Genomic DNA, 13,383 nt, shown 5'->3' on the forward strand with positions numbered 1-13,383 from the left:
ACCCTGCGCATGCCTGATGGGGGTCGGGCATATGTCTTCGCACTTTTTCCGATTCCCATAGGCCTAAGCAAAGAAGGCCGGACCTCGTCCGCCTTCTCCAGAATGGGGACTGGAAAGTGGCTAATATCAATAAGTTCAGCCGTTATGGCTTGGGCACCAGCGCAGCCGCGCTCGTGCTCGGCATGGCATTCGCCGTCGCACCCGCGGCTGCGCAGACGACTCCGGCCGAGGCGACCGACGCCGCACCCGACGAAGCCATCGTCGTGACCGGATCGCGCATCGCCCGTCCCGACCTCGAGGTGGCCAGCCCGGTCAGCGTCATCGGCGCGCAGGAAATCCAGCTTCGTCAGGTCAACACCGCCGAGGAACTGATTCGCGACCTCCCGTCGGTGCGTCCGAATCTCGGGCCGGCGGTCAACAATGGCGGCGACGGTTCGTCGTCGGTCGATCTGCGCGGCATCGGCCCGAACCGCACCCTGGTGCTGCTCGACGGCCGCCGTATCGTGCCGTTCGGTCTCGACGGTCTGGTCGATCTCAACGTCATCCCGAGCTCGGTGGTCGAGCGGGTCGAGGTGCTGACCGGCGGCGCATCGACCGCCTATGGCGCCGACGCCGTCGCCGGCGTGGTCAACTTCATCACCAAGCGCAACTTCAACGGGTTCGAAGCTTCGGGCAACTATCGGATCTCCGAAAAGGGCGACGCGCGCGACTATCGCGCTAATGTCACGATGGGGGCGACCAGCGCCGACGATCGCGGCAACGTCATCCTCGACCTCGGCTATGCCAAGCGTTCGGCACTCGAAGTGACGAAGCGCAGCATCGCCGCCTTCCCGATCAGCTCGGCCAACGGCCTGTTCAACGGCTCGCAGGCGACCCTGCCGGTGCTGTTCACCTCGCCGTCGACGACGGCGCTGGGTCTGGGGGCCGGCAACGGCTTCGGCGCGGTATTCAATCCGGCAACCGGCGCGCTGCGCGCGGCGGTCCAGTCGGACCTGCTCAACACCAACACCAACACCTATTTCCAGACGCCGCTGTCGCGCTTCCAGGCCTATGCCGCGGCGCATTATGACGTCACCGATGGGGTCGAGGTCTATGGCAGCGGCATGTTCGTCCGCAACGAGGCGCGCATCCAGCTCGCATCGTCGGCGACCTTCACCAACATCTATCAGCTGCCGCTGTCGAACGCCTATCTGCCGGCGGCGACCCGCAACCAGCTCTGCACCGCGATCAGCTTCACCGCCGCGCAGTGCGCCGCGGCAGCCGCAGCGACCACGCCGACCTCCGCGGGCTATCGCGAAGTTCCGGTGATCGCGCAGCGCCGCTTCCTTGAATATGGACCGCGCGGCAACCCGGTCGTTTCGAACGTTTTCCAGCTCCAGCTCGGTGTCCGCGGCGACATCGTGCCGACCATCCATTACGACCTGTCGGGCCAATATGGCGAAACCCGCCAGAGCCAGACCCGCGAGAATTGGGGCTCGTTCAGCAAGGTTCAGCAGGCTCTGCGTTCGTACCGCAATGCGGCCGGATCGCTGGTCTGCTCCGACACGAGCAATGGCTGCGTTCCGCTCAACCTGTTCGGCACGCTCGGCAGCATCACCCAGGATCAGCTGAACTTCATCGATCTCGATGCGCTGATCAACCGCACGATCCGCCAGAAGGTCGTCACCGGCAGCATCAACGGCGATCTCTTCGGCCTGCAGAGCCCGTTCGCCTCCTCGGCGGTGGCCTTCGCCGTCGGCGGCGAATATCGCAAGATCAGCGCCCGCAGCCAGCCGGATGCCCCGTCGCAGATCCAGGGCGAAGTGCTCGGCACCGGCGCGCGGACCCCGCCTGATTTCGGCGTGTACGACGTCAAGGAAGCTTTCGGCGAACTGGTGGTTCCGCTCGTCGCCGACGTCCCCGGCTTCTATCGCCTCCAGGCCGAAGGCGGCATCCGCTATTCCGACTATTCGACGACGGGCAGCAGCACGACGTGGAAGGCCGGTGGTTCCTACGAGCCGATCAAGGGCGTGAAGTTCCGCGGCATGTATCAGGTGGCCGTCCGGTCGCCCAACATCCAGGAACTCTACCAATCGTCGGTGACCGGCTTGAGCAGCCTGTCGGTCGATCCGTGCCAGGGTGCGCTGGCCAATGCCAGCGCCGGCCTGCGGGCGCTCTGCATCGCCACCGGTGCGCCGGCCGGCGTGATCGGGACGATCCCGACGCCATCGTCGAACCAGATCAACGTGACGACCTCGGGCAACCGCAATCTCGATGTCGAGCGGGCCAACACCTACACCCTCGGCGTGATCCTCACCCCGACCTTCGTGCCCCGTTTCTCGGCGACGATCGATTATTTCAACATCAAGGTGAAGGACGCGATCACCAACCCGGCGGCCGCCGATATCCTCAACGGCTGCTACTCGACCGCGCTCAACCCGACCTTCAGCTACAACGCCTTCTGTCAGCTCATTCAGCGCAATCCGCTGAACGGCAGCCTGAACGGTGCGGGTGAAACCCCGGGCGTGATCCTGGCGGGTTCGAACCTGGGTCGGATCGCAACCGCGGGTGTCGATGTCGGCGTCAACTATCGGTTCGATTTTGCCGACTTCGGGATCGATCAGGACATCGGGTCGCTGACGTGGTCGTTCAACGGCACCTATCTGGACTATTACCACTTCCAGGCGACGCCGAACTCGATCAACCGCGACTGCACCGCGCGGTACAGCTCGACGGGCTGCACCAACCCGCGTCCGCAGTTCAAGTACAACTCGCGCTGGACCTATTCGAAGGGGCCGTTCGATATCTCGCTGCTGTGGAACCATATCGGTTCGGTCAGCCTCGAGCCGTTCCAGGCGACCGCGACCCAGCCGCTGTCGACCCCGCAGCCCGGCGGTCCGAACCCGACCACCGTGCTGGCCGACTATCGCAAGATCAAGGCGTACAACTATTTCGACCTTTCGATGAAGGCGAGCATCGGCGACAATCTCGAAATCGTGCTGACCGTCGACAATCTGTTCGACAAGAAGCCGCCGCTCGTCGGTTCGGGCGTCGGTGGTACCGCCTTCAACAACGGCAACACCTTCCCGACCATCTACGACGTGGTCGGCCGGGCGTTCACCATCGGCGGCAAGTTCAAGTTCTGATCTGCCACGAAGAACCAGGAAGGGCGGCGGGTTTTCCCGCCGCCCTTTTTTGTCGGTGTCAGCCCGTGCGACGCTTGATCAAATCGATCGAGAACGCATCAGCATCTTCGAGATCGCGTATGGCGAATCGCTCGGGTTCAGCCTACGCGGCGGAAGCGCACGATCCGGTTGGATCCGACACTGCCCTTGAAGCTGCCGAGTGCGGCCTTGGCGATCTTGACCTTGTCGCCACGGCGCGGTGCGACGGTGAGCGCGGTCATCGTTTCCCAGGTCCCGCCCTTTTCGAGCGCGAGCGACCAATTGCCGTTGGCCAGAGGCCTGGCGGAAGAAATCACACTCTCGATTGATTCGATTTCGTCGGCGGTATCAATCTTGTCGGCCTTGTCACCGAAAATGCCGCCGATCGACAGCGGAAATCCGAACAGCGATTTTTTCGTTTCCCGAACCTGGGCGCGATCGACGACAACAACATCATGCTGTTTCTCGGCGGTCTCCAGTGCCCCTACCCTTTCGTCATAGCAGGCAAGGCGTTGTACGTTATCACTGATCGTTCTGCACTGCAGCAACTTGCGGAACAGGTCGGGAGCATTTGTGGCTTGCTGAGCGACGGTTGCGCCAGCGATTATCGCCACGGCGGCGATCCCGCTCGTGATTCTTACCGTCATTCCCATCACATTCTCCTGCGTTGTAATAATATTACACTGACGTTGCTTCGTTCGTAATGACATTTCGCAACTGTTGCAAAAACGCGACAACTGCAGTGCAACACGGTCGAAAGCTTAACGGCCGCTTTACAGCCTGATCGAAATTCTTGCACACCCACCATATGCCTAAGGGGGAAGGGTAGGGTGTGCCAGCACCCGCCAGTCCGCCTTACGGTTGAGTCAGGGGCAACCCCACTGCCCCGCTCACTCCAGAAAAGGGACTGGAAAGTGACCAATAACTTGAAGAAATTCAGCCGCTTCGGGCTGGGTAGCAGCGCGGCGTCGATCGCTCTGAGCATCGCGTTCGGCGCGACGGCCGTGCAGGCGCAGAGCACGCCGGCGGATACGGCGTCGACCGATGAAAGCGTCATCGTCGTCACCGGCTCGCGCATTCCGCATCCGGAACTGCAGTCGGCCAGCCCGGTCACCGTGCTCGGCGCACCGGAAATCAAGCAGTCGGGCGTGACCCGCGTCGAGGATCTCCTCAACGCGCTGCCGCAGGTGTACGCTGGGCAAGGCGGCAGCATCTCGAACGGCTCGACCGGTACCGCCACCGTCGATCTCCGCAACCTCGGCTCGAGCCGCACCTTGGTGCTGATCAATGGCCGTCGTCTGATTCCGGGCGATCCGCGTTCGCCGGTCGCCGACATCAATATGGTGCCGTCTGCGCTGATCAAGCGCGTCGACGTGCTGACCGGTGGCGCATCGTCGGTCTATGGTGCCGATGCGGTCTCGGGTGTCGTCAACTTCGTGATGGACACCGAGTTCGACGGCTTCAAGATCGATGGCCAGTACAGCCTGTACAATCATAACAACCGTGCGGGCGGCGACGTCACCAACGCGCTGAACGCGCGTGGTTTCGGCTATCCCAACGGCATGGTCACCGACGGCGGCACGATCGATGCGACCGCGGTGATCGGCGCCGGCTTCGACGATGGCCGCGGCCATGTCACCGCCTATGCCGGCTATCGCAAGATCCGTCCGATCACCCAGGATCGTCGCGACTATTCGTCCTGCTCGCTCGGCGCCAACACCGACGCGCAGGTCAGCTCGCTCGGTCGTCTCTACAGCTGCGGCGGCTCGGCCACCTCGGCACCCGGCTCCTTCTATGCCGGCGGCCAATATTACCATGTCGAGGGCACGCAGTTCGTCCCGGGCCAGGTTCTCTACAACTTCGCCCCGACCAACTATTATCAGCGCCCCGACGAACGCTATACGGCGGGCTTCTTCGCGCATTATGACGTCGACGACGCCTTCAAGCCCTATATGGAGTTCATGTTCATGGACGACCGCACGGTCGCCCAGATCGCGCCGTCGGGTGACTTCTTCAACACCACCACGATCAACTGCGACAACCCGCTCCTGTCGGCCCAGCAGCGTGGCATCGTCTGCGCCGCCGGCAACACCTTCGTCGATGGTACGGGCGTGACCCGCGGCAACCTCTACATCGCTCGCCGCAACGTCGAGGGCGGTGGCCGTCGCGACGATCTCCAGCACACCAGCTATCGCGGCGTGCTCGGCGCCAAGGGCGATTTCGCCAAGGGCCTGAGCTACGAGGCTTATTATCAGTATAGCCGCGTGAACTTCGCGCAGACCTACCGCAACGACTTCGGCGTGACCCGCATCGGCCGCGCTCTCGACGTCGTCAACGTCAACGGTACGCCGACCTGCCGCTCGGTCGTCGACGGCACCGATCCGGCCTGCGTTCCCTGGAACATCTTCGCCACCGGCGGCGTGACCGACGCGGCGCTCAACTATCTGCAGATTCCGCTGTTCTCGCGCGGTCAGACGACCGAGCAGATCGCCAACGGATCGGTGACCTTCCTCGGTGGCGAATATGGCATCACCAGCCCGTGGGCGAGCGATGGCTTCGCACTGAACGTCGGTACCGAATATCGCAAGGAATCGCTGAACTTCGAGGTCGACTCGAACTTCCTGGCGGGCGAAGGCGCCGGTCAGGGCGGCCCGACCACCCCGGTCGCCGGCGTGATCAAGGTCAAGGAGTTCTTCGCGGAAGCCTCGCTGCCGCTGATCTCCGACAAGCCCTTCTTCGAGGAATTCACCCTCGGCGCGGGCTATCGCCGGTCGCACTACACCGTCGACGGTCTCGACCCCGCCACCAACACGGCGACGTCGAACTCGTTCAGCACCGACACCTACAAGTTCGAGGCGGCCTGGACCCCGGTCCGGGACATCAAGTTCCGCGCAACCTACAACCGCGCGGTGCGTGCTCCGAACGCGGTCGAACTGTTCGGTGCCCGCAGCTTCGGTCTCGACGGCTCGACCGATCCGTGCGCCGGTGCGGCGGTCAACGGGCTGGTCAACGGCAACACCTTCGCGCAGTGCGCGCTGACCGGTGTCACCGCGGCCCAGTTCGGTCGCATCGCGGCCAACCCGGCGGCGCAGTATAACGGCTATCTCGGTGGTTCGGCGCAGCTGACCCCCGAAGTCGCCGATTCGTACACCGCCGGCATCGTGCTGACGCCGACCTTCCTGCCGGGCTTCCAGGCGACCGTCGATTATTTCGACATCCGCCTGAAGAATCAGATCTCGACCTACGGGTCGGATTCGATCCTGTCGAACTGCCTCGCCGGCCAGTCCTTCTACTGCGGCCTGATCCATCGTAACGCGGCGGGCAACCTGTTCCGCGGTACGCCGAGCCTTGCCGACGGCGGCTATGTCGAGGACGTCAACGTCAACGCCGGCAAGCTGTCGACCAAGGGTATCGACGTCACCGTCGGTTACCAGCATGCGCTGGGCGACATCGGCAACCTCGCCTTCACGATCGCCGGCACCTATCTCGACAAGCTGATCATCGACTCCTTCGGGCCGTCGAAGTTCAACTGCGCGGGTTTCTACGGCGCGCAGTGCGGCACCCCGAGCCCGAAATGGCGTCACAAGGCGCGCGTGACCTACACGATCCCGCAGGGTTCGAGCGTCTCGCTGGCCTGGCGCTATTTCGCCAAGGTGAAGACCGACACGCTGAGCTCGGATCCGGATCTGGCCGGCGCCACCCGTCAGGGCAATGCCCGGATCAAGGCGCAGAGCTATTTCGATCTGGCCTTCACCGTGCCGCTCGAGGACAAGTTCACGCTGCATGCCGGCATGAACAACATGTTCGACAAGCAGCCGCCGATCAACGCGCAGCAGCTCGCGGTGTTCGAGAACGGCAATACCTTCCCGCAGGTGTACGACGCTCTGGGTCGCTACATGTATGTGGGCGTGACGCTCGATTTCTGATCGCAGCGGCATTGCAGACACAGGGACGGCGGGTCGAAAGGCCCGCCGTTTCCTTTTGTGGAACCCTCTGGCATGGGATTCGGATGATATCGACCGAACCGGATATCGATGCGCTCGAACGCGATGCAGACCGGGCGGCGGGGCGCGGCGATCTGGCCGCTGCGCAGGGCCTGTTGCAGCAGGTGGTACGGACCGCACCGGCCCGGATCGACAGCTGGCTCAAGCTCGCGGCAATCCGGCGGGCGGGCGGGGATCTCGACGGGGCGCTGGCGGCGGTGCGCAGCGCGCTCGAGGTCGATCCGCTGCATTTCATGGCGCTGATGAGCCGCGCCCGGCTGCTCGAGGCGGCGGGCGAGGGGCAGGAGGCCGCGCGAACCTATATCCGTGCGCTTGCGCAATGGGCGGATGAGGAGACGCCGCCGCCGCAACTGCGCGGGCTGATCGATCATGCGGTCCGTGCGAAGGAAGCCTATCAGCGCGAAGTCGCCGCCACCTGGGACCGGGCGATCGGGCGAGACGCCGGGCTTTCGGGATGCGAACGCGACAGGCTGGCCCGCTTCAAGTCGAACGCGCTGCGACAGACCCGGGTCTATCATTCGGAACCGACCCATTATCATTATCCCGGGCTGGTCGAGCGCGAATTCCATTGCCGCGACGCCTTCCCCTGGCTGGGCGATCTCGAGGCGGCGACCGCACTGATCTCGGGCGAGCTGGAGGCATTGCTGCGCGATGCGTCCGCCCGGGCCGAACCCTATATCCGCTATGCGACCGACGCGCCCGTCCGGCAGTGGGAGGCGCTCAACCATTCGCTCGACTGGACCGCCTTCCATCTGCTCCAGGGCGGTCGGGTCGTCCGCGAAAATGCCGACCGATGCCCTGGAACGATGGCGGTGCTTGCCGCGATCGGCCAGCCGCACATCGCCGGCCGATCGCCCAATGCGATGTTCTCGCTGCTGCGCCCGCATACCAAAATTCCGCCGCACACCGGGATCGCCAATACGAGGCTGGTCTGTCACCTGCCGCTCGTCGTTCCCGAGGGGTGCTGGTTCCGCGTCGGTGCCGAGCGGCGCGAATGGCGCGTCGGCGAGGCCTTCGTCTTCGACGACACGATCGAGCATGAAGCGGTCAACGACAGCGACCAGCCGCGGATCGTGATGATCATCGATCTGTGGCACCCCGGCCTCAGCGCGATGGAGCGCGGCGCGGTGGCGCGGATCATGGAGGCCGAGGACGCCTCGCAAGGGGCGCTGCTGTGAATGTCGCGCCGCGCCCGTCGTTCGAACAGCTGCTGCGGGCGGTGACGGGGACACCACGTGCAGACCGCGCGATCGAACTCGGGCTGCGGGCGATCGAGGAGCGGCGTGAGGAGGATGCGCTGGCGGCAGTCGCGGCGGTCGTCGATTCGCCGTCCTGCACGCCGCCGCTGCTCCATGTATCGGGCCTGCTGCATCGCGCGGCCGGCGATCATGCCGCGGCGCTGGCGGCGTTCGACCGTGCCTTCGCGATGACGCCGCAGAGCGCGCGGCTGGTCCATGCCCGGGCACGGACCGCTTATGAGGCGGGGGTGCCGAGTCTCGACTGGTTCGAGCGGGCACGCGCGCTGGCGCCACTCGACGGCGAGGTGATCCTCGGCCAGGCCGCGGCGCTGCTCGCCGAAGGCCAGGTGGCGAAGGCCGACGCGATCCTCGACGCGATGCTCGGCGAGCATCCGGGCTGGCTGCCGGGCCATGCCGCACTCATCCGGCTACGCCATATGGATGGCCGGCGCGAGGCAGGCCTCGCGGCGCTCGACAGGGCGATCGCCGGCGCACCGGCGGATATCCGGCTCCACCATATGCGGATCATGGCGTTGCACCGGGCCGGCGATGCCGACGCCGCGCGCGGGGCGCTCGCCGAGGCGCGTGCCAGGCTGGGTGAAGTGGCGCCGCTGGTTGCGGCGGCGGCGATCCTGTCGACCGAACAGGGGCGTCTCGACGAGGCCGACGCCGCCTTCGCGCGGATCGATCCGCTCGGCGATCCGGACAGCCTGGTTCATTGGCTGCGCCACCTGCTGCGGCGCGCGGAGCCGGCGCGAATCCTCGCGCTCGCCCCGAAGATCGCGGCGCCGCTGGCGGCCGACGCACAGCCTTATGTCACGCTTGCCCGGCGTCTCGCCGGCGAGCAGGTGCTCGAGGATTGCGTCGAGATCGTCGATTTCGGTGCCGACTGGCCGCTGCTCGCGCCGCTCGCCGAACGGTTGCGCGCGCTTCATGTCGCCCGGAGCCAGCCGCTCGATCAATCGGTCCGCGGCGGAACCCAGACCGACGGTCCGCTGCTCACCCGGATCGATCCGGTGATAAGGGAACTGCGCGGCCGGCTGATGGGCGCGGTGCGGGCCTATATCGATCGCCTTCCGCGATCGGCGGGGCGATTCGCGCAGGCGGCTCCGCGCCATCCGCGAATCGCGGGCTCCTGGTCGGTGCGGCTTGCCGAGGGCGGTTTCCATGTTCCGCATGTCCATAATGAGGGCTGGTTGAGCTCGGCCTTCTATGTCGCCTTGCCCGAACTGGGGGCGACGACGCAGGAGGGGTGGCTGACGATCGGCGAGCCGCAGCCCGGCCTGGGGCTGGATCTGCCGCCGGCACGGGCGATCGAGCCGCGGCCGGGGCGTCTCGTGCTGTTCCCGTCGACGACATGGCACGGTACCCGGCCATTCGCCGCCGGCGAGCGACTTACGGTGGCATTCGATATCGGATGACCGGCCGGGTTCGCCGATGCGGAATATTGCTAAGCGCACGTTTATCCGGCAGAATAGTTCCAACCTAACTCGAGTTGGACTTCCTCAAATGCACAAATTGCTTATCCTTTCCGTCGCCCTTGTCATGGCGGCCCCTGCGGTTGCGCGCGAAAAGTCGGAACAGGCCAAGGATCCGAACAAGCTGATCTGCCGCACGAGCGAAATCATCGGCAGCCGGCTGCAGAAGCAGCGGACCTGCCTGACCGCTGCGCAGTGGGAACAGCAGGAGCGCGACCAGCGTGCCACGGTCGATCGCGTTCAGTCCTACAAGCCCGTCAACGGCAACTGATCTTCCACCGGCCGCGGCGATGCACGCTGGCCGGTCTTGGAATCCGAAAGGCCCGGCTGCATCGCAGCCGGGCCTTTCTCTTGAGCCTATATTGTCGTCAATTCACAGCGGGTCGAGATCATAGCCGAGGCGTTCGACCCAGGGCGCCAGGATCGGAATGACGGCCTCCATATGCTCGCGATAGCGCAGCCACCGGCCTTTGGCCCGGGTGTAGAGCGGCTCGGCGACCTGGGCGTAGCTGGGCGAGCCGATATAGGAACGGGCGCTGGCGTTGGCCTGGTTCGCGAGCAGGCGCGGGGTCCATTCCAGCCCGGCAAATGCGGCGAGCGCGCGCAATTCCCGTTCGGGATGCGCGATCAGCGTTTCATAGCGTATCGTGTGGACGTCGATCGGCAGGACCTCGCGGCATCGCGTCCAGAAGGCGAGAACCCGGTCATAGAGCCGTGCCGTGCCGACGAAATCGTGGAAGCTCGCGACGTCGGAATCCATGCGCGCGCTGGTGATGAAACAGCTCAGCACGACGTCGCAGGGATGGCGCTCGACGAATATGAAACGGGCATCGGGGAACAGGCGGTGGAGCAGCGGCGTGCTGCCGAGCCCCAGCGGATTCTTGTCGACCAGCAGCTTGCCCGCGGCATCGGGGGCATATTTGTCGGCTTCGGTAAAATAGCGGGCGGACAACTGCCGGATTTCAGCGGGCGACAGGCGCGGTAGCCGCTCGACCGGGCCGAGCGCCTCGGCGACCTTGTCGATCGTGAGCTCCTCTTCCATCACCACCGCGTCGGGGTGGCCGCTCAGCATCGTGTCGATCAATGTCGTACCCGACCGCGGAAAGCCGAAAATGAACAGCGGCGCCGGTCGCTCGACGCCCGGCTGGGCTGCGGGCCAGAGCCGATAGCCATCCGGCGTGAGCAGGTCGCGAATGCGGGCGAAGCGATCGAGATAGGCCGCCGCCTTGGCGGCCGATCCGGCGGTGCGTGCGGCGAGCGCGGCATTGGCCCGGGCGAAGGCGGCAAAGGCGGTGTCGACGTCGCCGGTGCGGTCCGCGAGATCGCCGATAAGCTGTGCCCGTTCGACCTCGTCGCCTTCGTCCGGGGCGAGACGGGCGGCCACGAGCGCCTCGTCGAGCCGCTTGAGGCTGCGCAGCCCACGTGCGCGCAGCAGCGCGGTCGCGGCGGAGGCGACCCCCGTCGCCTCGGCCGCATCGAGCGTCGCCAGCAGATCCTCGGGCCGGTTGCAGCGTTCGAGCAGCTTGCCGAGATCGATCCAGGCGCGTTCGAGATCGGGCCGGAGCGCGAGCGCCGCGCGATAGCTCGCCTCGGCCTGTTCGGGGGCCCGGCAGAGCAGCTGGATCTCGCCCGCCTCGGTCAGCAGGTCTGCGCCGGCAGGGGCCGCGGCCAGCGCGGCATTGACCGCAGCCATCGCCTCGTCGACCCGCCGAAGGCCCGCCAGTGCCCGCGCGAGCACGATATGCGCGGCGGGATCGTTCGCGGCCAGCGCGACGGCACGGTTACCAGTCAGGCGTGCCGCCTCGAAGTCGTTCGCGGCGATATGGGCGCGCGCCAGATTGATCTGATAGCTGACCGCCGCCGGACGCAGTCCGGTTGCGCGCTGCAGGGCGTCGATCGCGCCCTTTATGTCGCCGGTCGCGAGCCTTGCCACGCCCAGGCCGTCCCAGCTTTCGAAATCGGCGCCGTCGGCGGTGACCAGCCGATCGTACAGCAGGCGGGCGTCCTCGGCCCGTCCGTCGGCCAACGTCGCGCGCGCCTCGATCCGCAGCATCTCGCGCCCGGCCGGCGTGGCCGGGTTGGCCAGCGGCGCCGCGATCGCCGCTGCGGCGCCATTGTCGCCCACCGCGATCAGCGCGCGCGCCAGCTCGACCTTGGCACCGATCGCCTGCGGCGCGAGCTCGGCGCCGCGTCGCAGATGCGGTATGCCGCGCTCGGGCTGGCCCTGGCGGCAGCACAACATGCCGACGAACGTCGCGAAGGCGCCGTCGACAAGACCGTCGGCCAGCAGCTTTTCTCCCGCCTCGATCGCGCCGCCGACGTCGCCCGACTTGGCGCGGGCAAGGATAGTCGCGGCCCGGGGATCGATTTGCGTCACGAAAAAACGCGTCCTTCCATTGAACTGGTTGCTGCTCCGGGAGCGCGGACGGCGATCGCACCAAATCGCCGCCGATGTCCAGATGCTCGGATTCGGACCGCTCCATCCCCGGTGGCGTCGGGGCAGGAGGCGAAGGGCGATGACAGCGCACCGGCCGGCCGATATGCTGCGGCGATAAGAACCTGATCTTCACGGGATTTCACATGCGTCTCGACGAACCGCTGCTGCGGCTCCCGCTCAATTTCGACGCCGCGCGGCTCGCGGCGGAGGTCGACGCGTTGCCGGCGCATGCCTGGGTCGCGCATCCCAACAACCTCCCCGGCAACGCCGCGGTGCGGCTGGTCACCACCCGGGGCGAGATGATCGACGATACCTCCGCGCCGATGGCGCCGACCGATCATCTGCGGGCCTGCCCCTATATCGGGCAGGTCATGGGCATGATCGGTGCGGTCTGGGGGCGCAGCCGGCTGATGCGGCTGGCGCCGGGGGCGACGGTGCCGCCGCATGTCGACGCCCATTATTACTGGCGAACCCATGTCCGCCTGCACATCCCGATCGTCACGACTCCCGAGGTGCTGTTCCGCTGTGACGGCCGGACGGTCCATATGGCGGCCGGCGAATGCTGGATCTTCGACACGTTCGCGCGCCACGACGTCGTCAACGGGGGAACGGCGGTGCGAACCCACCTTGTGCTCGACACCGTCGGCGGCGAGCGTCTGTGGGAACTCGTTCAGATCGCGCGCGCGGGTGGCGGGACGCGCGACATCACCGTCCCGCCGCTGCCGCTGACCTTCGAACGCTTCGACACCGCCACGGTCATGTCGCCCTGGGAGCTGCGTTACCATCTCGCCTTCATCGGCGAGCGGGCGGAGCCGGCGCCGCCGCTCGCCGCCATCCTTCATCGGCTCGAGCGCTTCGTCGAGGGATGGAACGCGATCTGGGTCCAGCATGGTCCGGCGTCGTCCGGCCTGCCCGATTATCGCCGCCTCGTCGCCGCGCTCGAACGCGACCTGCTGCAACTCGGCGGCGAGAATGTCCGCATGCGCAACGAGCTGCCGCTCTACCGGCAGCTCGCCGAGCTGATCTTCACCCTCAACGCTCCGCTGGCCGCGCCGCCGGTGGCGGCGATGCGCGCCTGATGCG

At 66.2% G+C, this 13,383-nt stretch carries 8 protein-coding genes; 6 read left to right on the forward strand and 2 right to left on the reverse strand.

Features of this window, described 5'->3' with window-relative positions; translation table 11 throughout:
* Positions 1-116: 116 nt before the first annotated feature.
* On the forward strand, positions 117-3,125 hold the full coding sequence (locus tag AC1RM6_RS16440; protein WP_493103082.1) for a TonB-dependent receptor plug domain-containing protein: 3,009 nt from the start codon (positions 117-119) through the stop codon (positions 3,123-3,125).
* Between the two features lie 137 nt (positions 3,126-3,262).
* Here the strand turns inward: AC1RM6_RS16440 and AC1RM6_RS16445 are convergent, their stop codons facing one another.
* Positions 3,263-3,796, reverse strand: coding sequence for a hypothetical protein (locus AC1RM6_RS16445; protein WP_493103084.1), 534 nt, complete (start codon positions 3,794-3,796; stop codon positions 3,263-3,265).
* Between the two features lie 261 nt (positions 3,797-4,057).
* On the opposite strand from AC1RM6_RS16445, the gene AC1RM6_RS16450 reads away from it, so the two are divergent.
* The 4 genes from AC1RM6_RS16450 to AC1RM6_RS16465 all read left to right on the forward strand — a co-directional run bounded on the left by AC1RM6_RS16450 (position 4,058) and on the right by AC1RM6_RS16465 (position 10,134).
* The gene (locus AC1RM6_RS16450; protein ID WP_493103086.1) at positions 4,058-7,069 is read left to right on the forward strand and encodes a TonB-dependent receptor domain-containing protein; all 3,012 of its coding nucleotides are present in this window, start codon (positions 4,058-4,060) and stop codon (positions 7,067-7,069) included.
* A gap of 83 nt (positions 7,070-7,152) precedes the next feature.
* A complete protein-coding gene (locus tag AC1RM6_RS16455; protein WP_493103088.1) occupies positions 7,153-8,325 on the forward strand; it encodes an aspartyl/asparaginyl beta-hydroxylase domain-containing protein in 1,173 nt (390 codons plus the stop codon).
* The gene (locus AC1RM6_RS16460; protein WP_493103090.1) at positions 8,322-9,806 is read left to right on the forward strand and encodes a putative 2OG-Fe(II) oxygenase; all 1,485 of its coding nucleotides are present in this window, start codon (positions 8,322-8,324) and stop codon (positions 9,804-9,806) included. Before AC1RM6_RS16455 ends, AC1RM6_RS16460 begins: the two co-directional genes overlap by 4 nt.
* An 88-nt stretch (positions 9,807-9,894) precedes the next feature.
* Complete coding sequence (locus AC1RM6_RS16465; RefSeq protein WP_493103092.1) at positions 9,895-10,134, forward strand: hypothetical protein; 240 nt, start codon at positions 9,895-9,897, stop codon at positions 10,132-10,134.
* A gap of 102 nt (positions 10,135-10,236) precedes the next feature.
* Here the strand turns inward: AC1RM6_RS16465 and AC1RM6_RS16470 are convergent, their stop codons facing one another.
* Entirely contained in the window at positions 10,237-12,240 is a 2,004-nt protein-coding gene (locus AC1RM6_RS16470) for a tetratricopeptide repeat-containing sulfotransferase family protein (RefSeq protein WP_493103094.1), read from the reverse strand.
* A 203-nt stretch (positions 12,241-12,443) separates the two neighbouring features.
* On the opposite strand from AC1RM6_RS16470, the gene AC1RM6_RS16475 reads away from it, so the two are divergent.
* Entirely contained in the window at positions 12,444-13,379 is a 936-nt protein-coding gene (locus AC1RM6_RS16475; protein ID WP_493103096.1) for an aspartyl/asparaginyl beta-hydroxylase domain-containing protein, read from the forward strand.
* Positions 13,380-13,383: the final 4 nt, after the last annotated feature.

The organism is Rhizorhabdus sp. GW822-FHT03C02 (genome assembly GCF_058801765.1).

Coding starts and splice junctions, on each gene's coding strand:
- AC1RM6_RS16465 (WP_493103092.1), top strand. CDS start 9,895: ATGCACAAATTGCTTATCCTTTCCGTCGCCCTTGTCATGGCGGCCCCT.
- AC1RM6_RS16445 (WP_493103084.1), bottom strand. CDS start 3,796: ATGGGAATGACGGTAAGAATCACGAGCGGGATCGCCGCCGTGGCGATA.
- AC1RM6_RS16475 (WP_493103096.1), top strand. CDS start 12,444: ATGCGTCTCGACGAACCGCTGCTGCGGCTCCCGCTCAATTTCGACGCC.
- AC1RM6_RS16455 (WP_493103088.1), top strand. CDS start 7,153: ATGATATCGACCGAACCGGATATCGATGCGCTCGAACGCGATGCAGAC.